The sequence below is a fragment of the Amycolatopsis sp. NPDC031561 genome (genome assembly GCF_055580625.1).
Genome location: NZ_JBVILA010000014.1, coordinates 37403 through 62897, shown reverse-complemented (window position 1 = coordinate 62897; position 25495 = coordinate 37403). Strand labels below are relative to the sequence as shown.

Here is a 25495-nt window from a genome sequence, read left to right as displayed (position 1 = left end):
GTCCGCACCGGAAAGTGTCGGACCCCGCCGGTATACCTGTTCGAACATCTGATCGAACAGGGAGTCATCATGAAACTGCTCGTGGCCACCTCGAAGACCCAGGGTGCGCGAGAAAACGACTTCAACCACTGCATCGAGGGCGAACTGATCTGGATCGCCCCGTGCTGCGACGACGGCGAAGACTCCCCCGATTCCGAATGCGGGTGCAGCCGGTCCTTCGCCGGGCTGAACTCGCACCACGGGACGACGACGGCACTCGTCGCGGAGCTACCCGACTTCACCTACTCCGACTACGCCGAAGCGTTGCGGTCGAGCCTGGCCGCCCAGGGCTGGCCCGCCGACGCCGACGAAGTGGCGACAGGACTGCTCGCCTTCACCGCCGGGTGGGACGTGGGAGCGGTGCTCGAACGCCGCAGCGAATGGTTCGCGGAACGGCTCGTGCCCGCACCACCAGGCTGAACCTATTCGGGTCGCAGCGCGGCCAGCAGGAGATCGGCGAAGTGGTCGCCGATCTGACGGGCCGAGAGCGCGCCACCGCGCCGGTACCAGGAACCGAGGTGGTGCACCGAGCCGAAGAAGAAGTCGACGATCACGTCGGCCGGTTTGTCCGCGCGGTATTCGCCGGACTCCTGGCCTTCTTCGATCAGCGTGCGGAAGCGCTCGTGGTACTTGCGCCGTTCCGCGCGGACGGCCTTCTGCTTCTCCACGCTGAGCTGGTGCATGGACTGCATGAAGATCGTGTTGTCGTCGAGGTTGTCGATCGTGCTGACGACCACGTCGGAAGCGGCGGAGCGCAACCGCTCCCGCAGCGGCGCCTCACTCGAGGCCACCTTTTCCAGTTGCTCGGTCTGCGCGCGCAGCACCCGGGCGTAGATCTCGTAAAGGAGGTCGTCCTTGGAGCCGAAGTAGTGGTACATCGCGCCCTTGGTGACCCCGGCCGCCTCGACGATCTCCTGCACGGAGGTGCGGTCGAAACCCTTCTTGGCGAAGAGCTTCGTGGCGTGCGACAGCAGACGGCGCGGCACGGCGGCCTGGTCGTCGCCGCTCGCCTCCACCGTCCCCGCCTTGCGGGTGGTCGCTCGTGTCATGGCCGGCTCCTTCTCGTGCGGACACTCAGCATACCGGCCGGTTTGTCGACGCCCCGGGAACCGCCGGTACCGGGCGGGAATTACCGGCCACTGGGAACTTGACACGGTCCCGACTGCCCGGTTCATACGGTTGGGTGACGGTCAGCCGGGCTCCGTCCTGGTGAACTGGGCGCATGAGCACCAGGCACACGGGCACCGGGACGGGTCTGCGGACGGACGTCCGCGTCGAGGAGGTGGAGGCCCTGCGGGACGACGCCGGTCTCGGCACGACCCCGCTCACGGTGCTCGCGGGCGAACCCGGTTGCGGTCGCGGCACGGTGCTCGACAGGCTCGCCGAGGAACTCACCCCGTCGGCCAAGGTGCTGGTGCTGCGGCTCGCCGAACTCGACCGGACACTCCCCTACGGCGCGATCTTCCGGCTTCTCGTCCTCCTCGGCGCGGACCGGGCCGAGGAGGAGCCCGCGCGGCGATCCGTGCTGGCCATGCTCGCCAGGGCGGGTGAAACCACGCCGACCCCGGAGACCGTCGCGAAGATCGCGACGGCCGTGTTCGCGCTCCTGCGGACCCAGACCCCGCTGGTGGTCCTGGTCGACGACGTCCAGTGGCTCGACGAGCACACCGCACGGCTGGTGAGCCCGCTGCTGCACCGGTGTTCGGCGGAGACGCCGATCAGCGTGGTGGCGACGCTGCGGATCGGCGCGGGGGACGACATGTCCGGGAGCCCCGCGCTGCGCGGCGCCTTCGCGCGGCTGCGGGCGGGTGGGCGCGCGAAGCTGCGGTTTCTCCGGCCGCTTTCGCGAGCCCAGTCGCGCTCCCTGCTGACCGGGCTGGTCTCGGCGCTGCCGAACGACGGGCTGGTGACCGAACTGCACGCCGCCGCCCGGGGCAACCCCGCCGCGCTGACCGCGCTCGTGCACGGTTACCGGTCCGCCGGGGCCCTGCGGATCGTCGACCGCACCGCGTACCGCGTCGAAAGGGTCGACGAACCGGTCGCCACCGTGGACCATCCGCTCCTGCGGGCGGTGACCGAGGCGGGCGGCGGAGTGCGGGAAGTGGCCGAGACGATGGCGATGCTCGGCCCGCTCGGCGCCTCCGCCACCGGACTGGCCGCGACCGCGCTGGAGTGGCGGGAGGACGACCTTCTCGGAGTGCTCGACAGGCTTGTCGCCGAACGCGTCCTGGTACGTGACCGGGACGGCGGATACCGGTTCCGGGTCCCCGCCGTCCGGGACGCCCTGCTGACCGGGATCGGGCCGTACGCCTTGCGAAGCCTGTCCGCGCAAGCGGTCCAAGCCGTGTGGTCGGGTTCCGCGACCGTCTCCGACCCGGATCTGGTGCTCGACTGGATCACCCAGGCCGGGTCGCTCGTCGACACGCGCCGCGCGTCGGCCGAACTCCTCGAGAACGGCAAACGTGTCCTGTTCACCGACGGCGCCAAGGCGGAACGCTGGCTCCACGCGACGTTGTCCTGGGTGACCGAACCGCCGGCGCGGACCGTCGTGCTGATGCTGCTGAGCGCGGCCAAGGCGTTGCACTACCGCGCCGCCGAGGCCGGGGAATGCGCGCGGCAGGTGCTCTGCAAACATCTCGGCCATCTGGAACCGGCGCAGGCGCAGGAACTCTCGACCGTGTTCATCACCGGGCTCGCGGCCCGCGGCGACCTCGGGGAGCTCGCCGAGATCGCCGCGGGCGCGTCCCCGGTGCTGCCGGACGACCCCGCCCTGATGGTGATCAACCGGGCGTACGCCCTGCTGCTGAGCCGTCGCTGGATCGAGGCCAGGGACCTGCTCGAACGGGAACGCGCGGTGTGGACCGGGAGCAACCACATCACCGCCGACTTCGGCACGATGTTCCTCGCGGCCTGCGGCGTCGTGCTCGGCGACACGTCCCAGCTGCACACCCTGGTCGCTCATCCGGAACTGTGGCGGTCGGGGCATCTGCCGCAGTACGGCATCGAACAGCGCCGGTTCGAAGTGGAAATGCTGCTGCAGCTGGGAGAACTCCAGCAGGCGCGGCGGCGGATCGCCGAGACCGGGATGACCCTCGACCAGCTCCCCGGGCCGAACCGGTTCGCGCTGAACTATCTGGGCGGGGACTGGCCGGAAGCGATGGAACTGGCCCGCCGCACGATGTTGGGCGGCACCGACCCCGCCCGGCCGCTGCACAGCCTGCTGACCCAGTGCGCGATCCGGATCCTCGGCGCGCAGGGCTGGCTCGCCAGGGCGCGGGCGCTGGCCGCCGACAGCCGTCGGTCCGGGATGCAGCACACGGTCGACCACGCCGAGTTCACCGTGCTCAGCCTCCTCGGCGACACCGAGGGCGCCGACGCGCTGCTGTACTCGGCCGCGCGCAGCGCCGACGCGGGCGGCTACCTGCTGGGCACCGAAGACCTCTGGGCCGACCTGGCCCGCTCGGCGCTGGTGCGGAACAAACAGCGCGAAGGGGAACATTGGGTGCGGCGCGCGGCGCGCACCGCGACCCAGCTCGACACCGCCCGCGCCCACCAGAACCACTACCTGGCGCGCGCGGCCGTCCATCGCGAGCCCGCCGCGGCCCGGCGTGCCGCCGCCATCGCGCGCGAACGCCGGGACGTCCCGTACGAGTCGGCGATGACGCTCCTGCGAGCGGGTCTCGCCGGGCACCGGCCGGAGCAGTCGTGGACCGAGGCGTACGAACTGTTCGGCGTGGTGGGAGCGTGGTTCTGGCGTGGCCGGGTGCGGAAACTGTTGCGCGACAACGGCTTCGCTGGGCCCGGCCGGACGGAGACCACAGCCGAGAACGAGCGGCTGCTGGCGATCCTCGTCGCCGAGGGCCTCACCAACCGGCAACTGGCGGTCGTCCTCGAAACCAGTGAGAAGAGCGTCGAGGGCAGGCTCAGCAGGCTGTTCTCCCGGACCGGGTACACGTCCCGTGTGGAGCTCGCGGCGGCGATCCTGACCGGCGAGTACCTGACCTGACCCCTCGGAGCCGGACCGCATTTAGAGGACTAAACGCGTGGGTACAGGTGGGCCGCGCGCGTCTAGCAGGTGAGAACGTCCACAGTCAACACATCGGGCGGTAACTGGCATCGTTCTCGGGTGCCACTGGCACCGAGCCAGTATCCGCGCCACACCGTTGTCGGGGGGTGGGGTGCGGGGCCACGGTGGAGATCGTCTTCGAAAGCTCCAAGCAAGGTGGTGACCCCGTGCGTTTCGACCTACTCGGCCCCTTCAACGTCGTGCACGACGGACGTCCGGTAGTGCTGCGCGGCGCGACCCAGCGAGCCGTGCTCGCCTATCTCCTGTTGCGCCACAACGAGGTCATCGCCACCAGCACCTTGTTGCAGGCGATCTGGGCGGACGAGATCCCCGCCACCGCGCGCAAGATGGTGCAGAACGCCGTTTCGGGGCTGCGCTCCACGCTGGCCCAGCGGACCGGCGCCACCGAGCAGGCGATGCTGCTCACCCACGCGCCCGGTTACCTGCTGCGCGTCGACGGCGACCAGGTCGACGCCGCCCGGTTCCGGCGGTTCGCGGCCGACGGCCGGACGGCGCAGGCGGGCGGTGACGTCGAGCGGGCCGTTTCGGCCTATCGGGAGGCGCTCGCGCTGTGGCGGGGCCCGGTGCTCGCCGATCTCACCGAGACCGGCGTGGTGTGGCCCGAGCTGGTCGCGCTGGAGGACCAGCGGATCGCCGTCCACGAAGATCTTTTCGGCCTGGAACTGGACCGCGGCCATCACCACGAAGTGCTCGCCGACCTGCGCGGGCTCGCCGAGGCCAACCCGAACCGCGAGCGGCTCAACGCCCAGCTGATGACCGCGCTCTACCGCTGCGGCCGTCACGTCGACGCGCTCGAGGTCTACCGGGCGACGCGGGCCAGTCTCGCCGAGGGTCTCGGCCTGGAGCCGGGCAAGGAACTGCGTGAGCTGGAACGCGCGATCCTCCAGCACGACGAAACCCTGCTCACCCGGCGGCCGGATCCGGCGCCGCGGCCCGAGCCCGCGGAAGAGCCTGCCCCGGTGGTCGCGCCGCTGCCGTTCACCCCGGCCCCGGTGATCGCCCTGCCCCGCACGGAGCCCGTCGAAAGCGAGCGGAAGCCGGTCGTCGCGATCGGTGTCGCCCTCGCCGCCACTCCGGACGACGATCCCGAGGAGGCCGTGGAGATCCAGGCACGGCTGCGGGACGTCGTCGAGGAGGAGGCCCTCGCCGCGGGCGCGCATCTGCCCGGCGATTCGGGCCCGGTCGTGCTCGCCTTGTTCGGCCTGCCCCGGACCGGTGACGACGACGCCGTCCACGCGACCCGGACCGCCCTGCGGATCCTCGACCGGCTGGCCACGGCCGGGATCGCCGGTCAGATCGGCGTCGACAGCGGCGACGTCCTCGTCGAGTTCACCGCCGCCGGTCCCGGCCAGGTGGCGGGCCCCGTGCTGGACCGCTGCGTCCGCTCGGCGCTGCGGGCACCCGAAGGCCGGATCCGGGTGTCGGACGCGGTACGCGAGGCCTCGGAGCCCGCCGTGGTGCACGAGGCTTCGGAGGACTCGCCCGGCTGGTGGCACGCCGTTTCGGCCCGTCAGCATCCGGTGGCCGAGCCCGCCGACCCCGGCGGTTTCGTCGGCCGTGACCACGACCGCGATCTGCTGAACCACCTTCTCGGCTTCGTCGAGCGCGGCGGCCGCCCGCATCGGGTGACGGTGCTCGGCGAGCCCGGAATCGGCAAGAGCCGCCTCCTCGCCGAGTTCGCCGAGACCTTGTCCGAGGAACCCCGCGTCCGGGTGCTGGACGCCGGGGCCGACGTCACCGAAGCGTTCGCCGTCGTTCCGGGACTGCTCCCCCAGACCGCCTCGCGGCTGCGCACCGAAGGCGGGGATTCGGCACTTCGAGCCGCCGCCACCGAGCTGACCGCCTACGGTCCCCTGGTGGTGCTGGCCGACGACCTGCATCGCGCCGACCACGAGACCCGCGACGCGGTCGCCAGGCTCGGGGAAGCCTGCGCGGGACTGCCGGTGCTGATCGTCGCGTCCGCCAGGCCCGGGCTGCTGGAGGCCGAACACGGCGAGCGATGCGGGACGACGGTGACCCTCGCCCCGCTTTCCGACGACGCCGTCGGCAAACTGCTCGACAAGCTGCTTCCCGGCACCGCCCGGCTCATCCGCGGCAGGCAGGAACTGATCGCCAAGATCGGCGGGAACCCCCGGTTCGCGCACGCGTACGCCCAGGGAGTGCACGGCCGCACCACCCCGTTTCCGGGACTGGGCCAGGCGATGACGCCGCCGCTGGTCCGCCGGACGCTCGCCGCGCAGCTCGACAACCTGCCCGCGGCCGAGAAATCCCTGCTGAAGGCGGCCAGTCTCACCGGGGACGCGTTCACCGCCGAGGACGTCGCCGCCGTCTGTGGCCGGGACACCGCCGAGATCGAAGGAACGCTGTCCCGGCTCGCGAGCCTCGCGGTGCTTCGGCGCGAGGACGACGACGCCGGCTACACGTTCCGCCGGGCGACTCTGCGAGAGCTGGTCTACCAGCGGATCCCGCGCGCGACCCGCACCGCGCTGCTGCGCCGCCCGGCTGTGCGCCGCATCGAAGCCCTCGCCTGACAAGGACCGTGAGTCTTGCTGCGACTGGACTATTACGGCCTGTTTAGTTCTCGCCGACCGGTGTCGGTGAGAACGTAGTAGGGCTGAGGTGAGGGCTCGTCGGGAGAGGGCTCGTCGCACCCGTCCACTATCCAGCCGCGTTCCAGCAGGCGCGTCAGCATCGGGTACAGCCGCTGGTTATGCACTTTCGTCGCACTTCGCAGATCCCCGGTGCGGAAGCGGGCTTCGACATCTCCCGCCAGGAACACCGCCGTCAGCCTGTGCATTTCCCGGGTCGACCGCATGGCCCGATTTTAGACCTCGTCGTCTTGCGCTGGAAGTTCCCGCGTCCGACTGCGTCGGTCCCGCCGACGTGGGCTCCGTTTCTCGGGCACGGGATTCTCCTAGCGCTGCGGTGGTTTCGGCTGAATGGGCCGAGGTTGTGGTCCGGGGTTGTCGCGTGTGGGCGAGCTGGGCCGATCCTTGCCTGGTCCCGGTCTCGTCGGTCCTGGTCCTGCGGGGTTTCGCGGCATCGAACCGTCCTCTGTGCCGATGCGAAGGACAGGTGGAACCCGGCCGCCGCACCGGGTCGGGCACCAGCGCGGCGGCCGGGAGATCAGGCATATGCGACCTGTGATCGAGCAGGGCTAGCCGACGCTCTGGTCGGCGAACACTGTCACTCCTCGTAAACTCGTAAACACATCTTGACAAGTTCTACGTCTCACGAGCACGCCAACTGGTCAAGACAAGCTTATGAGTGGGAGACTGGGGGCATGGTGGATCGCAGAAGCGGAGTTCCCGCGTTTCGGCAGGTCGCGTCCGACCTTCGGCGGAAGATCTCGGCAGGTACGTATTCGCCTGGCGATCAACTGCCGAGCGAACGTGAGCTGACCGAGGCTTACGACGTGTCACGGCCAACGGTCCGCGACGCCATCAACATGCTCAGGTCAGAGGGACTCGTCACCTCCGAGCACGGTCGCGGCGTCTTCGTACGGCCACCGGCCACGATCCAGCGCATCGCTCGTGCTCGCCTGTCCCGTGCCGCACGCGCCCAGAACAAGGGCGCCTTTCTCGCGGACGCGGCGACCCGCGGCTTCACACCTTCGACCTCGGTCAAGGTGCGGTTCGAGCAGGCCGATATCCGCGTCGCCGAACACCTCGTCATCGCCGAAGGCACTGAGATCACCGTGAGAGACCGGGTGATGCGTGCCGATGGGCTGGTGGTCCAACTCGCCGTGTCGCGTCTACCCCGTGACTTCACCCGTGGCACCGCGATCGAGGAAGTCGATACCGGAAGCGGTGGCACGTACGCGCGACTCGAAGAAGCCGGGCATGTGATCGGACGGTTCGTTGAGCACGTCGGTGCGCGGATGCCGACACCAGACGAAGCATCGCTGTTTCAGATCGCCGAAGGCGTCCCGGTTGTCACCGTTACCCGAGTCGCGCACAGCACCGAAGGCACGCCGCTGGAGATGAACGACATGATTCTGGCCGGTGATCGCTACGAACTGTCGTACGAGTGGTTGGCGGACTGACTCCCGTGCGCGACAAAGCCCCCGGTCGCCAAGCGACCAGGGGCATTCCCGCGCCACCGCTCAACCGGTGGGGCGCTGCATCACGTCCGACGTGTACTTCACCGAAGACGCCTCGTGCCGCGAAGTGAACGGGCACTTCCAGTCGTCTTCGGTCATCCGGCCCGCGAAGTGGCGGGACGGCATCTGGTACTCGTACGTGGTGAAACTCGGGTTGACCGAGCCGTTGTTGGTCGTCTCGCGTTTGCGGATCGCGTCCTGCATCGAGAAGAACTTGTCACCGAGCAACATGAACTGCATCAGCGAGTTGAACGCGATCGCCGGCCGGGGGAACCGGCGGCTCGCCCGTGACGCGCCCGGGTGCATGCCGACGACGAAGAACGAGTGCCCGGCGACGTGGAAGCCGAAGTTCGGTTCGTCGGGGTCGGACGTCGCGCCCTCGTCGAGGCCGTAGGTGCGGCTGTCGATGTCGTGCATGAGCTGGAGATGGTGCCACAGCAGGCGTTCGTGCTCTTCCTCGTCGAGGATCCCGCCTGGCTCCTCGAAGGTGGACACGAAGGTGCGGAAGCTCTTGTCCGACAACGTGGGCCGGATGTCGCGGGCGTAGCCGAGCATGTCGCGGTAATGGGCGCGCGCCGACTCCGGGTCACCCAGCGCCGGGTAGTGGCCGTGGACGATCGAGCCTTTCTTCAGCGCCGCGCGAGCGCCGAGACAGCTGAACTCCGTGGTCTGGATGAACGCTTCGAGCTCCGCCTTCGGGTCGCTCATTTCACTCCGCCTTTCCGGTGCTCCGCGGCCGGTCGCGGCCCGCCGGGGAGCCAGTCGAAGGCGCGCACGGTGACCGGGCGCGCCGGGACCGCCAGTGCGGCCGCGTTGCCCGCCCCGGCGTCCAGTTCCGTGATCGTCCACTCAGGACGGTCGTCGAGTGCGACGTCGCCGCCGGTGAGGGTGAAGGTGGGGCCCGGCAGTCCGGCGAGGCCGGTGCCTTCGGCCTTGAGGTAGGCCTCCTTGCAGGTCCAGTACCGGAAGAACGTCAGGGGTTCGCGGACGGCCGCGGCCTCTTCCGGGCGCAGCGTCCGCGCGGCCAGGCCGTCGTGGTCGACCTCTCGGACCTCTTCGACGTCCACGCCGATCCGGACCCCGGCGGCGACCGCGACCAGCGCCAGGTCGCCGGAGCGGGACAGGCTGAACTCGATCCCCGTCGCACCGGCCAGCGCCGGGCGGTCACCGTCGCGGGTGAACCGCAGCGCGGCCGGAGCGGTGCCCGTGTAGGAGGCGAGGATGTCGCGCAGGGCGACGTGCGAAGCCAGGAACCGGGCCCGTTCCTCGTCCACGGTGATGGCGGCCGCCCTGCGCAGCTCGTCTTCCGAGAGCGCGCCGAGCAGGGCGTACAGCTCGGACGAGCCGGGGGCGAGCACTCTGCCGAGGGGGACCCGCCACACGTGCGCGTCCCGGCAGGGCCGGAGCTGTTCGCCCAGCGCGCCCGAAGGCTGCTTCCAGGCCGGGAACCACTGCGTCGTCATCGGCCCAGCTTCCGGTGGATCACACCCAGGAGCTCCGGTACGCGCTGTTCGAGATAGAAGTGCCCGCCCGGGTAGGTGACCATCGTCGCGTCGGTGGCGAGTTCGAGCCACGCCGCCAGTTCGTCCAGATCGGCCCGCGGATCGTGATCGCCGCCGAACACGGTCAGCGGCACCGGCAGCGGGTCCCCCGGCGCGTGCCGGTAGGTCTCGTTGACCGCGAGGTCGGCCCGCATCAGGGGCAGGAACATCGCCAGCAGCTCCCGTTCCCGCCGCAGGACCTCCGGCAGCCCGCCGAGGGCGTGCAGTTCGGTGGCGAGCCGCTCGTCGGGCAGGCCTCGCAGCTGGAGCCGGGTGTCGGGCAGCTGCGGCGCGGCCCGTCCCGAGACGAACAGGTGTTTCGGCAGCGTGGCCCCGCGCTCGACGAGCCGCCGGGTGAGCAGGTACGCGGTCAGGGCGCCGACGCTGTGACCGAAGAACGCGAAGTCACCGGTCAGCGCGTCGCCGAGGCCGTCGATCGCCGCCTCGACAAGACTTTCGACGTCTTCGTGCGGCGTCTCGCGTCCGCGTTCGGCCCGGCCGGGCAGCTGGACCGGCAGGACGACCAGCTCGTCGCCCGCCGCCGGGATCCAGTCGCGGTAGACCGCCGCACTCGCTCCGGCGTGCGGGAAACAGAACAGCTTGGTCACCGCGCCCGGCGGGATCCCGCCGGGCAGCCAGGGCCGCGCCGTGATCGGCGCGGTCATCGCAGTTCCATCGTCAGATAGGACGGCGGCGGCTGGATCGTGCTCAGGTCGGACTCCAGGACGAGCCGGTCACCGTCGCGCGAGATCTCGGTGAAACCCGCGAACGCGTAGGTCACGTACATGACCCGGTTGCGCCCGGTCTCGACGAAGTCCGCGCGCAGCTTCGCGCCGTCTTCCTTCGCCAGCCCCATGATGTGGTTGAGCAGGACCGTGCCGACCCCGCGCGACATCACGCGGCACGACATCAGCATCATCCGCAGGTGCCAGGCCTCCGCGCCGCGTTCGGCCAGCGCCAGGCCGATCTTGCCGTAACCGCCGTACTTGTCCGAAAGGGACGCGACGAGCAGCACGTGGTCGGGCGAGGTCCGCAACTCGTCCAGTTCCTCGTACGAGTAGGTCCGGCCGGTCGAGTTGAGCTGGTTGGTGCGGACGGTCAGTTCCTCGGCCCGCTGCAGGTCTTCCCGCTGGGCACGGGCGATCGTGAACTTCATGTCCAAAGTGGACAGGAACTCCTCGCTGGTGCCCTCGTGGTCCTGTTCGACCTGCTCCCGTACGGCGGCCGCGCGGTAGAGGTCACGCCGCACTCGCGACTCGTCGGTGACGAACTTGGGCCGGAACTCCTCCGACGCCAGGGTCTCCCCCAGTTCCGCCACGTCGACGGTCTTGACCGACGGCAGCGCGTGCGCGACCTCGGCCAGTTCGAACGGCTGGTCGTCGACGAACGCGATCGCGTCGAGGCCGATGTTGAGCGCCTTCGCGATCCGTTCCACCGAGCCGGATTTGGGGTTCCAGGTGATCTGCGGGTACAGGAAGTATTCGTCGAGACCGGCCGCCTTCAGCCGCGCCATCGCCGCGTCGTGGTCGTTGCGGCTGGCCACCGAGTGCAGCACGCCCAGCTCGTCGAGGCGCCGGATCTCGGCGACCACGTCGGGGCGCACGGTCACCTCGCCGTCTTCGAGCAGGGTGCCGTCCCACACCGTGTTGTCCAGGTCCCACACCACGCATTTGATGCGGCCGCGCTTCGGTTTCTCCAAGACCTCGCTCATCCCGCCACCTCCCGGTACGCCTCGTCCGCGATGGTCAGCTCCTGGATCTGGGTGCTGCCCTCGATGATTTCCATGACCTTCGCGTCGCGGTAGAGCCGGGCCACCGGATAGTCCGGGCCGCAGCCGTTCGCGCCGTGGATCTGGACCGCGTCCGAAGCCGCCTTGGCCGCGGCGGTGGACGCGAAGTACTTGGCCACCCAGGTCGCCATGATGGTCGCCGGGTCGCCCGCGTCCTTGAGCCTGCCCGCCTTCTCGCACAGCAGCCGGGCGGCGTCGCGCGCGGTGACCATCTCGCTGATCTTGGCGCGGATCTGCGGCAGATCCCGCAGCAGCCCGCCCCCCGCCGAACGCGCCGACGTGTAGGCGGCCGACGCGGCCAACGCGGCCCGGATGATGCCGACCGAGCCGCACGCCACGCTGTAGCGCCCGAGGTCGAGCGCACCGGTCATCACCGTTCCCGCGGCCCAGCCCGGCGGGCCGACCAGCGCGGACGGGTCGAGCCGGACGTCGTCGAACTCGACGGTCGCCAGCATGCTCGCGGTGGTGCCGAGCATGTGCCGGACCGGGGTCACCGCGACCCCGGGATGGTCGGCGGGGACGAGGAACGCGCTCATCCCGGTCGCCGTGCCGGCGAACACCAACAGCAGCCCGGCGACCTGGCCGCCGGTGATCCAGGTCTTGCGGCCGCGCAGCGTCCAGACGCCGTTCTCGGCGACGGCCACGGTTCCCGCGGCCGTCGAGTCGCTTCCGCTGAAGTCCGGTTCGGTCAGGCAGAACGCGCCGAGGGTGGTGCCGTCGGACAGCACGGGCAGCCAGCGCTCACGCTGTTCGTCGTCACCCCAGCGCTGCACCGTCGCGGTCACCATCGCGTGCACGGTGAGCAGGCTCCGCAGCGACGAGCAGCCGCGGCCGACCTCCTCGTGCAGCCGTCCGAGGGTGACCATGTCCAGCCCTGCGCCGCCCGCCTCCGCGGGGAGGAACGGGGCCCACAGTCCCAGCTCCCCCACCCGCCGCAGCACGTCACCGGGGATGTTCTCGGCCCGGTCCCACGCGTCCGCGTGCGGGCCGACCTCCTCGTCGACGAAACGCCCGACCACCTCGGCTTCGGGGGTTTCGGGCCGTGTCCTCGCCCTCACGTTTACTCCCCGTTCAGTGCGCGGCCGCGGCGGTGCGCCGCTCGACCAGCTCGGTCATCCGCGTGACGGTGCGGAAGTTGTCCAGCTTCAGGTCCTCGTTGGGGATCCGCGTGGCGAACGCCTTCTCGATGAACATGACCAGCTCCATCGCGAACAGGGAGTTCACGAAACCCAGTGCGAAGATGTCCTGCTCGTCGGTGAACGACAGGCTGGGGAACTTCGCCCCGATGAAGGCGCGGATCTCGCCTCGGACGTCCTGCGACATGGTGGATGCCTTTCTCGTGGTACGGAAAGTGGGATGCGGCGAGCCTTCAGCCGCTGTAGTTGTAGAAACCCTTGCCACTCTTGCGACCGTGCAGTCCGGCGGCGGTCATCTGCTTGAGCAGCGGGCAGGGGCGGTACTTGCTGTCGCTGAACTCGTCGTAGAGCACTTCGACGCTGTAGAGGATCGTGTCGACGCCGATCAGGTCGGCGGTCTCCAGCGGGCCCATCGGATGCCCGAAGCAGCCGCGGAACACTTCGTCGACGGTCTCGGCGTCCGCGACTCCTTCGTGCACCAGGAAAGCGGCCTCGTTGACGGTGAGCATGAGCACGCGGTTGGAGACGAACCCGGAGGCGTCGTTGACCGGGATCGGCTTCTTCCCCATCGACAGCAGCAGTTCGCGCACGATGTCCTTGGTGGACTCGCTGGTGTGGTAGCCGGGGATGAACTCGCACGACGGCTTCATCGGCACGGGGTTCATGAAGTGCACGCCCATCACCTTGTCCGGCCGCCGGGTGAGCGCGGCGACCTTGGTGATCGGGATGGCGGAGGTGTTGACGACGAACACCGTGTCGGCCTTGCAGGCCTCGTCGAGTTTCGGGTACAGGCGGGACTTCAGGTCCCAGTTCTCGGTGATGTTCTCGATCACGACTTCGGCTTCGGCGAGCAGGTCGAGTTCGGTGCCGAAGGTGATCCGGCCGAGCACGGCGGCGGCGTCGATCTCCGGCCCGCCGAGCATGCGGCTCATCCGGCATTCGAGTTCGATCCGGTCGCGGGCGTCGGCGAGCTTGCCCGGGTCGACGTCGATGAGCACGGCCTCGTGCCCGCTGGTGGCGAGATTCTGCGCGACCCCGGTGCCCATCACACCGGCGCCGACGACTCCGACGAGGGTCATCGTTCCTCCTTGGCTGCGTTGCTCGTGGTCAGGTCCAGCACGCCGTCGAGCCGGCCGTGGGCGGCACGGACGGCGTCGGCGCCGCCGGGGTGCTCCTCGGCGAACACGACGGTCGCGCCCAGTTCGGCGCCCAGCCGGGCGGCCAGATCCCGGGCGGTGGTGTCGAGTTCGCCTTCGATCAGGTAGACCGGCCGCGCGGACCGGGCGCCGAGTGCGACGTCGGCGGCGGCCTGGGTCGGTTCGATCCAGTAGCGGTCGCGCTGGAACGGATAACCGGGCAACGTGGTCTTCCGCGGGTCACGGCCGTCGTGATAGGCCCGCCAGTCGATGTCCGCCCCGGACAGCCAGGCCCGGCCGAGCGCTTCGGTGAGCACGGCCGTGTCCTGGCGGGGGTCGGCCTCGCCGGGCAGGGTGGGTATCAGCAGCGGCCACGAGGTCTGCGGGAAATCGGGGTGGCCGCGGAACATCGAGCCGAGCGACTGCCCCGCTCCCAGTTCCAGCAACACGGTATCCGGGGAAGCACTGGCAATTTGCTCGATCATCGCGGCGAACCGCACCGGACGGCACATGTGCTCGGCCCAGTAGCCGGGGTCCTTCAGTTGCTTCGCGGTGATCGGCGCGCCGGTGACGTTCGAGAGGTACGGGACTTCCGGCTCGCGCGGGGTGAGGTTCTTCCGCGCCCACGCGGTCAGCTCGGCCGCGGCGGGGCGCAGGGCACGCGAGTGGAAGGCGTGCGTGGTGCGCAGCGGCCGGGCCGGGACGCCGTGTTCGGCGAGCGCGGCGGCCAGCTTCTCGACGCCGTCGCCCGCGCCGGACACCACGATCATCCGCGGCCCGTTCACCGCGGCGACGTCGACGCCGAACGCGGTCACGTCGCCCACCAGCGCGGTGAGTTCGGCCGCGCCGAGCGGCACCGCCGCCATCGCGCCGGTCGGCAGCTTTTCGATCAGCCGCGCGCGAGTGGCCACCAGCGCGGTGGCTTCTTCCAAAGTCAGGGCGCCCGCGAGCGCGGCGGCGGCGAACTCGCCGACGCTGTACCCGGCGAGCAGGGAGGGCTGGACGCCCCAGGCGCGCAGCAGACGGCCGAGCGCGTAGCCGAGGGTGAACACGGCGGGCTGGGTGACGGACGGCGCCGCGTCCTCGCTGTCGGTCGCGCGGCCCAGCAGACGGGCCAGATCTCCGCCGTCCGCACCACGAGCTCCGAGCAGGCTCTCCGTCGGGTCGGCGCCGAGATGGGACTTGAACAGCGCGGCGCATTCGTCGACGGCGGCCTTGAACTCGGGCTCGCTGTCGTACAGGCCTCCGGCCATTCCCCGGTACTGCTCGCCGACCCCGGCGAGCAGGAAGGCGGCCTTCCTCGGCTGCGTGTCCGTTTCGCCGACCACGCGGGTCTCGGACGCGAACGCGTCGGCGGCGTCGTCCACGGAGGACACGACGGTCATCCGGCGGTGGTCGAAGGCCTTCCGGCCGTTGTGCAGCGTGTAGGCGACGTCGGCCAGGTCCGTCCACTCAGGACGGTCCGCGGCCAGCCTGCCGGTCATCGCGTCGGCCGCCTCCGGGGTCCGCGCGGACCAGGCGAGCAGCTGATGCGGCCGGGCGGCCGGGCGCTCCGGGAAGTCCTCCGGCGCCTCCTCGATGACGACGTGGGCGTCGGTGCCGCCGAAGCCGTACGCGCTGACCCCGGCCAGCCGCGGCCGCTCGCCGCGCGGCCAGTCGGTCAGTTCCTTCTGCACCACCAGCTTGTCACCGCTGTGGGCCAGCTGCGGGTTCGGCTTCTCGAAGTTCACCGGCGGCGGCTGCTTCTCGTGGTGCAGCGCGAGCGCTGCCTTGATCAGCCTGGCGATCCCGCCGGCCTGGTTGATGTGCCCGAGGTTCGCGTCGATCGAGCCGAGCGTGATCCGCTCGACGCCGTCGACGTCGAAGATCTTCTGCAGTGCCGAAATCTCGGCGACGTCGCCGAACGGGGTGCCCAAGGTGGACACTTCGATGTGGTCGATCTCGGCGGGCTCGACGTCGGCGGCGGCCATCGCCTCGGCGACGACGGCGGCCTGGCCGGGTACGCCCGGCAGGTTGAAGCCCTGACGGGCGCGGTTGCCCTCGTGGTGGATGGCCCAGCCGCGGATCACCGCGTAGATCCGGTCGCCGTCGGCCTGCGCGTCCTCGAGCCGCCGCAGGACGACGACACCGAGGCCGTTGCCGGGGACCTTGCCGTTGGCACCCGCGTCGAGGATCCGGTTGATCCCGTCGGGCGCGAACCGGCTGCCCTCGCGGTAGAGGTAGCCCGGTTCCTGGGGCACGACAACGGAAACCGAGCCGGACACCACCAGGTCGGATTCGCCGGTGAGCAGGCTGGAGCAGCCCTGGGCGACCGCGGCGAGCGCGGTCGAGCTGCAGCTCTGGACGCTGACCGACGGACCGGTCAGGTCGAGCGAGTACGAGAGCCTGGACGCGATCAGGTCCTTTTCGTTCTGCAGGATCAGCTGGTCCGGGCCGACGGTCAGCGCGGTGACGTCGTTGGACAGCAGGTTCGACAGCAGGTAGGTGCTCGGGGCGCCGCCCGCGAACACGCCGGCCAGGCCCTCGATCCGGTCCGGGTCGACACCCGCGTCCTCCAACGCGTGCCACGCGCATTCGAGGAACAGCCGGTGCTGCGGGTCGAGCAGTTCGGCGTCGGTCCGGTTGTAGCCGAAGAAGTCGGCGTCGAAGCGGTCGATCCCGGGCAGCAACCCGGCCGCGGGGACGAACGCGGGGTCGTCGGCCACTTCGGCGGGGACTCCTGCGGCGAGCAGTTCGGCGCGGGTCATCCGGGTGATGCCGTCGCGGCCGACGCACAGATCGGCCCAGAACTTGCCGATGTCGGGCGCGCCGGGGAAGTTCCCGGCCATGCCGACGATCGCGATGTCGTCGCCGGTGTCCCGTTCTCGCGTGGTCATGGGGTGGTTCACCTTCCGGTCCGGCTCGGGCGCTTGCGGAGCTTCGCGGTGCGGGCGCGGCGGCGTTCGCCGCGGGCGGAGACGTCTTCGGCGGGCTCGGCCGTCACCTGCGGTGCGCCGGGTTCGCCGAGGAGCGTGACGAATTCGGCGATGGTCGGTTTCTCGAACAGGCTCGCCGGGGCCAGTTCGACACCGAATTCCTTGGCGACGCGGCCGATCAGCACCAGGCCGATCAGCGAAGTGCCGCCGAGGTCGAAGAACGGGTCGTGCACGCCGACCTCTTCCAGGCCGAGGCAGTCGCACCAGGCGGCGGCGACGCGTTCCTCCGCCGGAGTGCGCGGGGCGACGTACGCGGTGCGCAGTTCGGGCCGCGGGTACCGCTCCCCGGTGGGGATCGCGGCGTCGGCGCCGACCAGCGCGTCGACCGAGCCCATCCGGGCCAGCGCGGCCAGCACGTCGGTCAGCGGGAGCGGCAGCACGGTCACCAGCGGCTCGCCGGAGGCGACGATCCGCGAGAGCAGCTCGGTACCTTCTTCGGCACCGATGCCGAACTCCTCGCGGAACTTGCGCGACCCTTCCTGCGCTTCGGTGGAGCCGGATAGCCCGGACGACGTCCAGGCGTCCAGCTGCCAGGGACCCCACGCGACCGACACGACCTGTTTGGCCGGGCCTCGTCCGCCCGCGGCGGCGGAGGCGACACCGTCGAGGAAGGCGTTGGCCGCGGAGTAGTCGATCTCGCCGACGCCCACGGTGAGCGTCACCGTCGAGGAGTACAGGACCAGCAGATCGACCGGTTCGACGCGCAGCGCGTCGGTCAGGGCGAGGGTGCCGTCGATCTTCGGCGCCAGCACCGCGGCCGCCTGCTCACGGGTCTTGTTCTGCAGCAGGCCGCCACCGGCGATCCCGGCGGCGTGCACGACGCCGTCGAGGTACCCGAAGTAGCCGCGGACCTCGGCCAGCAGCGCGGCGGCCTCGCCGGGGGCGCTGACGTCGGCCCGCAGGGTCAGGACGTCGGCACCGAGGGCACGCAGGTCACGCACAGCCAGCAGTACTTCGCTCGTACGGTCGTCGACACCGTGGTCGGAGATCCAGTCGTCCCAGGTCTCCTCCGGCGGCAGTTCGGAGCGGCCTGCCAGCGCGAGGTTCACGCCCAGCGGCGCCAAGCGCTTGGCCAGGGCCAGGCCGAGGACACCGAGTCCGCCGGTGATCAGGTAGGTTCCGCCGGGCTTCCAGGCCAGTGCGTCGTCGGTCTCCGGCAGCTCGACGACGTCGAAGCCGCGCAGCCAGCGCCGTCCGCCGCGCCAGGCGGCGACCGCGACCCCGTCGACCGTGTCCACTGTGGACGCCGTGAGCAGGTCGAGCTCGTGGGTGGCCTGGACGACCTTGTCCCCGGTGCGGTCGAAGTCCGCGTACTGCGCGTGGACCGACGGGTACTCGGCGGCGATGGCGTCGGCCGTCGCGGCGATGGTCGGGGCGAAGGCGTCGGTGGCGTCCCCGCCGACGACGTCGAAGCCATTGTGTCCCAAGGCGAGCAGGTCGACGCGGCGCCCGGCGCATTCGGCGCCGATGGCCTTGCCGAGTTCCAGGAGGCTGTAGAAGCCGGATTCGAGGCCGCTCGCGGTGAGGCCGAGGGCGTGCACGATCCGCAGCGGTCCGTCACCGGCGAGCGCTTGGCGGTCCACATCGGACGCGACCGTGACGCGGTGCCCGGCGGCTTCCGCGGCGACCGCGAAGCCGTCGGCGAACGCGCCCGGTTCGGCGAACAGAACCAGGTCGCCCGGGGTCGCGGGCACCCGGCGGGTGGTGTCCCGGTGCCAGGTCGGCGTGTGCGCGGCGAGGCCCGAACGGACCGGGGTCTCGGCCGCGGGCTCACCGGCCGACATCTGCGTCAGCGACCAGCCGTTGCCCCTCGACGCGACCTCCGGCCAGTAGCGGGTCCGCTGGAAGCGGTACCCGGGCAGGGAAACGAACCGGCGGTCCGGCCCCGCGCCCTCCGCCCAGCCGATCTGGACGCCGTGCTCCCAGAGCGCGCCGAGCGCGGTCAGCCAGGCACGCCGTCCGGCCCCGGCCACCGGCTCCGGCAGCAGCGAGACCACCGGAGTCTGCGGCAGGTAGCGGCCGGCCGCCTCGGCGACGTCGTCCCCGAGCCCGGCTTCGACCAGGACACCGGCGTACTTGGCCAGCGCCAGCAGACCGTCTTCGAAGCGGTCGTCCGCGATCCGCCAGTGCGCCGGATCCGCGGCCTCGGCGGCGGTGAGCACCGCGCCGGTGCGGGGCGAGATCACCGGTACCGTCGGCGTTCCCACCTTCGGAACCGACCCGCCGAGCGCGAGTTCGAGGCCCTCGGCGAGCCCGAACAGCCCACCCGCGACGGCGGCGACGCACTCGCCGGTCCCGCGGCCGAGCAGCACCGCCGGTTCGAGGCCCCACGCGGTCAGCAGCCGGGTGAGGGCGTACTCGACGGCGAAGACCACGGCCCGTTCGTCGGCCTCGGCGGTGCCGTAAAGCGCGCCGAGCAGATCCACGCGGCCGTCCAGCAGGGCCGCACAGTCGTCGATCGCGGCGCGGAAGGCGAGTTCGGTGCGGTAGAGCTCGTCGGTGGTGCCCTGCCAGGCTCGGCGGGTGCCGGGCAGCAGGAGACCGAAGCGCCGCTTGTCGGTGACGGCCGTGCCGCCGGTGACCGAGTTCAGCGCCGTGACAGCGTCGGCGGAGTCGCGGACCAGCACCGCCTTGCGGAGCGGAAGAGCGCTGCGTCCGGCCTGGGTGGTGAAGGCGACGTCGGCGAGTTCGACGTCTTCGGTCAAGTGGGCGGCGAGGGCTTCCGCGTTGGCGCGCAGCCCGGCTTCACTCTGCCCGGACAGCGTGAGCAGCTGCCATTCCCCGCCCGGGGTGGCGGCCGGGGCGGGCGCGGCCCGGTCGAGGACGAAGTGGACGTTCGAGCCGGACCAGCCGAACGAGCTGACGCCCGCGCGCAGGATCCCGTCCGCGTTGGCCGGGAACGGCCGCGCTTCGGGGACCGGGCGCACCGTGCCGTCCACGGTGACCACCGAGTTCGGCGTGCTCATGTGCAGGTTGCCCGGCAGGGTCCCGTTTTCCAGTGACAGCACCGTCTTGATCAGCCCGGCCATGCCCGCCGCGGCCAGCGTGTGCCCGACGTTCGTCTTGACCGCGCCGACGTAGAGCGGCTCGGGGGCGTTGCGTTCGCCGAAGATCTCGCCGAGCGCGGTGAACTCGATCGCGTCACCGAGCTGGGTGCCGGAGCCGTGCGCCTCGACGTAACCGATCTCGTCGGGAGCGACCCCGGCGTCGGCCAGCGCAGCGCGGATGACCGCGTTCTGCGCCGCGCGGTTCGGTGCGGTGAGGCCGTTGCTGCGGCCGTCCTGGTTGGTCGCGGTGCCGCGGATGACCGCCCGGGTCCGCCTGCCCGGGCCAACCTCGCCCGCCCGGCGGAGCACGACGACGCCGCCGCCCTCGCCGATGACGTAGCCGTCGGCGCTCTCGTCGAAGGTCTTGGTGCGGCCGTCGACCGCGAGCATGCTCATCTTGCAGGACTGGATGAAGACGTCCGGGTTGATCATCGCCGAGGCCGCGCCCACGATCGCGATGTCGCACTCGCCCCGGCGGAGGCTCTGCACGGCCAGGTGCGCCGCGCTCAGCGCCGACGAGCAGGCGGTGTCGACGGTCAGGCACGGTCCGCGCAGGTCGAGCAGATGCGCGATGCGCCCGGCGGCGGCGGAAAGCGAGCTGCCGAGCCCGAAGTAGGGGTCGTCGGCCGCGTCCATGCCGTCGGCTTCGAGCTGCCGCATGCTGTACTGCATGGTGTCGATCAGGCCCGCGAACACGCCGGTGCGGCTGCCGCGCAGTTCGTCCGCGGTGAGCCCGGCGTCCTCGATGCCCTCCCACACCAGCTCCATGAGCAGCCGGAACGTCGGGTCGAGCCGCCGCGCTTCCTGCGGTGACAGGCCGAAGAACGCGGCGTCCCAGCCGGCGATGTCGTCGACGAACGCGCCCTGCTGCGTGTACGCCTTGCCCGGCGCGGTGCGGTCGGGATCGTAGTAGTCGGCGGCGGTCCAGCGGTCCGGCGGCACCTCGCGCACGAGATCCTTGCCCTGGACCAGGTTCTCCCAGAACTTCTCCGGGGTGTCGCTGCCACCGGCGAACCGGCAGGACAGGCCGACGACGGCGACGTCCTGGCCCGCCGCGGCCGGGCCGGTGACGCTGGTCCGGGTCTCCGGCGCGACCGGGGTGAGCGCGGCCAGCAGATGCGCGGCGAGCGCGGCCGGGGTCGCGTGGTCGAACACCATCGTCGGCGGCAGCGCCAGCCCGGTCTCGGTGTTGATCCGGCCGCGCAGTTCGATGGCGGTGAGCGAATCGATGCCCAGTTTGGTGAACTGCTGCCCGGCCGGGACACCGTCGGTGTGCCCGAGGACGGCGGCGGTGTGGGTCAGGACCAGTTCGGTGACGACGCGTTCGCGTTCGGCCTCGGGCAGTCCGGCGAGCCGGGTGCGCCACGCGTCGGCGGCTTCCGCACCCTCGGCGGTCTGTGCGGCTTCGGCGGCGGCGATGGCGGCGACCTCGGGCAGGTCGGCCAGCAGCGGGCTGGGCCGCAGCGCGGCGAACGGCGGCGCGAACTTCTCCCAGGTCAGTTCGGCGACGGTCAGCGCGGTCTCGTCGCGGTCGAGCGCCTGGCCGAGCGCGACGAGCCCGGTTTCGGGTGCCATGGCCGGAACGCCGAGTCCGCTGAGCATTTCGTCGAGGTCCGCGCCGACCCCCATGCCGACCCGGCCCCAGCGGCCCCACGCGATCGACGTCGCGGGCAGGCCGTGCGCCCGGCGCCGCTGCGCGACCGCTTCGAGGTGCGCGTTCGCGGCGCCGTAAGCACTCTGGACCGCGTTGCCGATGGAAGCGGCGATCGACGAGAACAGCACGAAGGCGTCGAGGTCGAGTCCTTCGGTGAGTTCTTCGAGGTTGCGCGTCCCGGCCACCTTGGGGCGCAGGACGTCGGCGTAGCGCTCGCGGTCCATCGTCTCGATGAGGCCGAGTTCGAGCACCCCGGCGAGGTGGAACACGGCGCGGAGGTCGCCGCGGACCGGCTGGACGACAGCGGCCAGCGCGTCCCTGTCCGCGACGTCGCAGGCCGCGATGGTGACGCGGGTTCCCAGGTCACCGGCCAGTTCGGCGGCGCCGGGAGCGTCTTCTCCCTGGCGTGACACCAGGACGACGTGTTCGGCGCCGTGTTCGACCAGCCACCGGGCGACGATCCCGCCCAGGCCGCCGGTGCCACCGGTGACGAGTACGGTGCCGCGCGGCTTCCAGGACCGCTTGGGCTCGGCGGGTTCGGCGTGCGCGAGCCGCCTGCCGAAAGCGCCGGTCGCGCGGACGGCGACCTGGTCTTCGCCGCGCGGGCCGGTGAGGACGCCGCGCAGCAGGGCGACCACCCGCTCCCCCGGCTCGGCCGGGACGTCGACGAGCCCGCCCCACGCTTGGGGGTTCTCCAGCGCGGCCGCGCGGCCGAAGCCCCACAGCTGGGACTGCGCGGGCGCGTCCGGCGCGTCGTGGGCACCGGTCGAGACCGCGCCGCGGGTCAGTGTCCACAGTGGACCTTGAGGATCACGCGCGGCCAGTTCCCGCACCAGCGTCATGGTGGCCTCGGCGCCGAAGGACAGTCCGTCGCTCTCGGTTTCGTCCAAGGCCAGCAAGGACAGGATGCCGTCGAAAGACTCGGCGGGCAGTTCCACGCGACCGGGCCGCTCGACGACGAGCCGCCGCACCTCGGCTCCCGCCAAGACCTCGGCCGCGGTCTCGATCCACGGGTGCTCTTTTGCCGAAGTGACGAGCAGCCAGCGGCCGGTGGCCGTGGTCGTCGCGGGAGTGAAGGGCTGCCACCGAACGTGATAGGCCAGCGAAGCCGCTTCGGCCGCCAGCGACCGGGCACGGCGGTAGCGCGACAGGGCGGGCAGGACCGTGCCGAGCGGGGCTTCGACGTCGGACAGCTTCAGCTCGGCGGCGAACTCGCCGACATCGCCTCCCTCGACGACCGACCAGAACCGGCCGTCCTCGGCCGCGGCAGGCGCGCCCGCACCCGGATCCTCCAGCCAGAAGCGCTTGCGCTGGAACGGATAGGTCGGCAACGTGACCGTGCGGGCGCCGCTGCCACCCAGGTAGGCGGCCCAGTCGACCCGGGCACCGTTGGCGTGCGCGAGCCCGAGCGCGGTGACGAGCGTGGCCGCTTGGTCGCGGTCCTTGCGCTGGGTGGCGGCGAAGACAGCGCCGTCCGGGCGGACCGAGCGGCCCATCGGGGTCAGGCCTGCGTCCGGGCCGAGTTCGAGGAACGTCGTGACACCTTGGCCGTGCAGGGTTTCCACCGCCTCGGCGAACCGGACGGTGCCGCGGACGTGCTCGGCCCAGTACTCCGGATCGGTGAGCCTGCCCGCGGTTTCCCCGGTCAGCGTCGAGACGACCGGGATCGTCGGCTCGCGGTAGGTCAGGGTGCGCGCGACCGCGGCGAACTCGGCCAGCATCGGCTCCATCAGCGCCGAGTGGAAGGCGTGGGACACCGAGAGCCGGGTGGTGCGGCGGCCCGGGAAGCGTTCGGCGACAGCGGTCGCCGCCGCCTCGGCGCCGGAAAGGACGACAGCGCGGGGTCCGTTGACCGCCGCGAGCGCGACGTCCTCGGACAGGTACGGACGCACCTCGTCCTCGGTCGCCTCGAGCGCGATCATCGCGCCGCCCTCGGGCAACGCCTGCATCAGCCTGCCGCGGGCCAGAACCAGCTTCGCCGTGTCCTCCAGGGAAAGCACCCCGGCGACATGCGCGGCCGCGAGCTCGCCGACCGAGTGCCCGGCGAGGAAGTCCGGGGTGACCCCCCAGGACGCCACGAGCCGGAAGAGCGCGACCTCGAAGGCGAACAGGGCGGGCTGGGCGAATTCGGTGCGGTCGAGGCGCGCGGCGTCGGTGCCGAACACGACGTCCCGGACGCCGGGCAGCCGCGCGCAGACCTCGTCGAAGGCGTCGGCGAACACCGGGAAGCACTCGTGGAGACGGCGGCCCATGCCGAGCCGCTGCGATCCCTGGCCGGTGAACAGCACGGCCAGCCGTCCGGCGGTGTCGCTGCCGGTGACCGTGCCCGCTTCGCCGCCCGCGAGGGCGCGGAGACCGGCGGCCAGTTCGGTACGGTCGGCGCCGGTGACGACGGCGCGGTGTTCCATCCCGGCCCGGGTGATGGCCAGCGACAAGGCCACATCGACGGGCTCGGCACCGGACTCGTCCACAGTGGACAACAGCGCGGCGGCCTGTGCGCGGACGGCGGCGGGAGAAGCGCCGGACAGGACGTAGGGAACCACCGGCGGAGCGACGATTTCGCGGTCCGCGGCGGGTTCGTCCGACGGCTGTTCCAGGACGACGTGCGCGTTGGTGCCGCTGATCCCGAACGAGGACACCCCCGCGCGGCGCGGCCGGTCCGTGGCGGTCCACGGGCGAGCCTTGTCGAGCAGTTCCACGGAACCGGCCGACCAGTCGACGTGCGGGGACGGCGCGTCGACGTGCAGGGTCGCGGGCAACGTGCCGTGACGCATCGCCTCGACCAGCTTGACGATCCCGGCGAGCCCGGCGGCGGCCTGGGTGTGGCCGATGTTCGACTTCACGGAACCGAGCCACAGCGGGGTTTCCCGGTCGCGGCCGTAGGTGGCCAGCAAGGCCTGCGCCTCGATCGGGTCGCCCAGCGCGGTACCGGTGCCGTGCGCCTCGACGACGTCCACAGTGGACGCGTCGATCCCGGCGTTCGCCAGCGCCGCGCGGATCACGCGCTGCTGCGAGGGGCCGTTCGGGGCGGTCAGGCCGCTGGAGGCGCCGTCGGAGTTGACCGCGCTGCCGCGAACGAGCGCGAGGACCGGATGGCCGTTGCGGTGGGCGTCGGAAAGGCGTTCCAGCACCAGCATCCCGGCACCCTCGGCCCAGTTCGTGCCGTCGGCGGCCGCCGCGAAGGGCTTGCAGCGGCCGTCCGGCGCGAGCCCCCGCTGCCGCGAGAACTCGACGAACGCGCCCGGCGTCGCCATCACCGTGACACCGCCGGCCAGGGCGAGCGTGCACTCTCCCGACCGCAGAGCGCGGGCCGCGAGGTGGACCGCGACCAGCGAAGATGAACACGCCGTGTCGATCGACACCGACGGTCCTTCGAGGCCGAGCGCGTAGGAAACCCGGCCGGACACCACACTGCCGGAGGTGCCGATGCCCAAGTAGCCTTCGTGTTCCTCGGGCAGGGCGGTCAGCCGCGAGGCGTAGTCGGTGAACCCGACCCCGGCGAACACACCGGTGGCGCTGCCTTTGAGCGAGAGCGGGTCGATCCCGGCCCGCTCGACGGCTTCCCACGCGGTCTCGAGCAGAAGCCGCTGCTGCGGATCGGTCGCCTCGGCCTCCCGCGGCGAGATGCCGAACAGTTCGTTGTCGAACTCGGCGGCGTCGTGCAGGAAGCCGCCTTCACGGACGTAACTGGTGCCTGGGACGGACGCGTCGAGGTCGTGGATCGCGTCGGTGTCCCAGCCGCGGTCGACGGGGAACGGCGAGATCGCGTCGGCGCCCGAATCGACCAGGTCCCACAGCTGTTCCGGGGTGCGGACACCGCCGGGGAACCGGCAGCTCATCGCGACGATCGCGATGGGCTCGGTTTCCTTCTCCCGCGCGTCCGCCAGCTCGCGGCGGCTCTCACGCAGGTCGGCCGCCATCCGCTTGAGGTAGTCGACGTACTGCTCTTCCGAAGGCATGGGTCACGGCTCCTGAGGGTCTGTCGCGGG

General features: G+C 71.3%; 15 protein-coding genes. 4 read left to right on the top strand and 11 right to left on the bottom strand.

The features are described from left to right. Window positions 1-69 precede the first annotated feature (69 nt). Window positions 70-459, top strand: coding sequence for a DUF7715 family protein (locus ACZ5IK_RS25470; protein ID WP_101606887.1), 390 nt, complete (start codon window positions 70-72; stop codon window positions 457-459). 2 nt (window positions 460-461) lie between these two features. Here the strand turns inward: ACZ5IK_RS25470 and ACZ5IK_RS25465 are convergent, their stop codons facing one another. Then, window positions 462-1088, bottom strand: a complete 627-nt coding sequence (locus tag ACZ5IK_RS25465; protein WP_465489958.1) for a TetR/AcrR family transcriptional regulator — start codon at window positions 1086-1088, stop codon at window positions 462-464. Between the two features lie 173 nt (window positions 1089-1261). Here ACZ5IK_RS25465 and ACZ5IK_RS25460 point away from each other — a divergent pair, with 173 nt between their 5' ends. After that, window positions 1262-4045 (top strand): AAA family ATPase, encoded by a 2784-nt coding sequence (locus tag ACZ5IK_RS25460; protein ID WP_465489957.1) that lies wholly within the window; start codon window positions 1262-1264, stop codon window positions 4043-4045. 227 nt (window positions 4046-4272) lie between these two features. Next, on the top strand, window positions 4273-6657 hold the full coding sequence (locus ACZ5IK_RS25455; RefSeq protein WP_465489956.1) for a BTAD domain-containing putative transcriptional regulator: 2385 nt from the start codon (window positions 4273-4275) through the stop codon (window positions 6655-6657). A 32-nt stretch (window positions 6658-6689) separates the two neighbouring features. On the opposite strand, the gene ACZ5IK_RS25450 is transcribed toward ACZ5IK_RS25455, so the two are convergent. Continuing rightward, window positions 6690-6941 (bottom strand): helix-turn-helix transcriptional regulator, encoded by a 252-nt coding sequence (locus tag ACZ5IK_RS25450; protein WP_465489955.1) that lies wholly within the window; start codon window positions 6939-6941, stop codon window positions 6690-6692. A gap of 468 nt (window positions 6942-7409) precedes the next feature. On the opposite strand from ACZ5IK_RS25450, the gene ACZ5IK_RS25445 reads away from it, so the two are divergent. After that, window positions 7410-8171: a GntR family transcriptional regulator gene (locus tag ACZ5IK_RS25445; protein ID WP_465489954.1), complete on the top strand. Its 762-nt coding sequence runs from the start codon at window positions 7410-7412 to the stop codon at window positions 8169-8171. A gap of 60 nt (window positions 8172-8231) precedes the next feature. On the opposite strand, the gene gntA is transcribed toward ACZ5IK_RS25445, so the two are convergent. From gntA to ACZ5IK_RS25400, 9 genes are read right to left on the bottom strand one after another with little or no spacing between them, the layout of a single operon-like run. Further along, window positions 8232-8936, bottom strand: coding sequence for a guanitoxin biosynthesis heme-dependent pre-guanitoxin N-hydroxylase GntA (gene gntA, locus ACZ5IK_RS25440; RefSeq protein ID WP_465489953.1), 705 nt, complete (start codon window positions 8934-8936; stop codon window positions 8232-8234). Next, window positions 8933-9691: a 4'-phosphopantetheinyl transferase family protein gene (locus ACZ5IK_RS25435; RefSeq protein WP_465489952.1), complete on the bottom strand. Its 759-nt coding sequence runs from the start codon at window positions 9689-9691 to the stop codon at window positions 8933-8935. Before ACZ5IK_RS25435 ends, gntA begins: the two co-directional genes overlap by 4 nt. Then, window positions 9688-10434, bottom strand: a complete 747-nt coding sequence (locus tag ACZ5IK_RS25430; RefSeq protein WP_465489951.1) for a thioesterase II family protein — start codon at window positions 10432-10434, stop codon at window positions 9688-9690. Before ACZ5IK_RS25430 ends, ACZ5IK_RS25435 begins: the two co-directional genes overlap by 4 nt. Next, window positions 10431-11480 (bottom strand): HAD-IIIC family phosphatase, encoded by a 1050-nt coding sequence (locus tag ACZ5IK_RS25425; RefSeq protein WP_465489950.1) that lies wholly within the window; start codon window positions 11478-11480, stop codon window positions 10431-10433. Before ACZ5IK_RS25425 ends, ACZ5IK_RS25430 begins: the two co-directional genes overlap by 4 nt. Further along, window positions 11477-12616: an acyl-CoA dehydrogenase family protein gene (locus ACZ5IK_RS25420; RefSeq protein WP_465489949.1), complete on the bottom strand. Its 1140-nt coding sequence runs from the start codon at window positions 12614-12616 to the stop codon at window positions 11477-11479. Before ACZ5IK_RS25420 ends, ACZ5IK_RS25425 begins: the two co-directional genes overlap by 4 nt. Before the next feature lie 13 nt (window positions 12617-12629). Further along, window positions 12630-12881 carry an acyl carrier protein gene (locus ACZ5IK_RS25415; protein ID WP_101606877.1) on the bottom strand — a complete coding sequence of 84 codons (252 nt, stop codon included), beginning with the start codon at window positions 12879-12881 and terminating at the stop codon, window positions 12630-12632. 46 nt (window positions 12882-12927) lie between these two features. Next, the gene (locus ACZ5IK_RS25410; RefSeq protein WP_465489948.1) at window positions 12928-13773 is read right to left on the bottom strand and encodes a 3-hydroxyacyl-CoA dehydrogenase family protein; all 846 of its coding nucleotides are present in this window, start codon (window positions 13771-13773) and stop codon (window positions 12928-12930) included. Beyond that, the gene (locus ACZ5IK_RS25405; protein ID WP_465489947.1) at window positions 13770-16706 is read right to left on the bottom strand and encodes a type I polyketide synthase; all 2937 of its coding nucleotides are present in this window, start codon (window positions 16704-16706) and stop codon (window positions 13770-13772) included. The genes ACZ5IK_RS25410 and ACZ5IK_RS25405 overlap by 4 nt, the downstream gene beginning before the upstream one ends. Window positions 16707-16714: 8 nt before the next feature. After that, a complete protein-coding gene (locus ACZ5IK_RS25400) occupies window positions 16715-25465 on the bottom strand; it encodes a type I polyketide synthase (RefSeq protein WP_465489946.1) in 8751 nt (2916 codons plus the stop codon). Between the last annotated feature and the right edge of the window lie 30 nt (window positions 25466-25495).

Bases quoted from the DNA above. Each gene is read 5' to 3' on its own strand.
- ACZ5IK_RS25470 (WP_101606887.1), top strand. From the start codon at position 70: ATGAAACTGCTCGTGGCCACCTCGAAGACCCAGGGTGCGCGAGAAAAC.
- ACZ5IK_RS25465 (WP_465489958.1), bottom strand. From the start codon at position 1,088: ATGACACGAGCGACCACCCGCAAGGCGGGGACGGTGGAGGCGAGCGGC.
- ACZ5IK_RS25460 (WP_465489957.1), top strand. From the start codon at position 1,262: ATGAGCACCAGGCACACGGGCACCGGGACGGGTCTGCGGACGGACGTC.
- ACZ5IK_RS25450 (WP_465489955.1), bottom strand. From the start codon at position 6,941: ATGCGGTCGACCCGGGAAATGCACAGGCTGACGGCGGTGTTCCTGGCG.
- ACZ5IK_RS25445 (WP_465489954.1), top strand. From the start codon at position 7,410: ATGGTGGATCGCAGAAGCGGAGTTCCCGCGTTTCGGCAGGTCGCGTCC.
- gntA (WP_465489953.1), bottom strand. From the start codon at position 8,936: ATGAGCGACCCGAAGGCGGAGCTCGAAGCGTTCATCCAGACCACGGAG.
- ACZ5IK_RS25435 (WP_465489952.1), bottom strand. From the start codon at position 9,691: ATGACGACGCAGTGGTTCCCGGCCTGGAAGCAGCCTTCGGGCGCGCTG.
- ACZ5IK_RS25430 (WP_465489951.1), bottom strand. From the start codon at position 10,434: ATGACCGCGCCGATCACGGCGCGGCCCTGGCTGCCCGGCGGGATCCCG.
- ACZ5IK_RS25425 (WP_465489950.1), bottom strand. From the start codon at position 11,480: ATGAGCGAGGTCTTGGAGAAACCGAAGCGCGGCCGCATCAAATGCGTG.
- ACZ5IK_RS25415 (WP_101606877.1), bottom strand. From the start codon at position 12,881: ATGTCGCAGGACGTCCGAGGCGAGATCCGCGCCTTCATCGGGGCGAAG.
- ACZ5IK_RS25410 (WP_465489948.1), bottom strand. From the start codon at position 13,773: ATGACCCTCGTCGGAGTCGTCGGCGCCGGTGTGATGGGCACCGGGGTC.
- ACZ5IK_RS25405 (WP_465489947.1), bottom strand. From the start codon at position 16,706: ATGACCACGCGAGAACGGGACACCGGCGACGACATCGCGATCGTCGGC.
- ACZ5IK_RS25400 (WP_465489946.1), bottom strand. From the start codon at position 25,465: ATGCCTTCGGAAGAGCAGTACGTCGACTACCTCAAGCGGATGGCGGCC.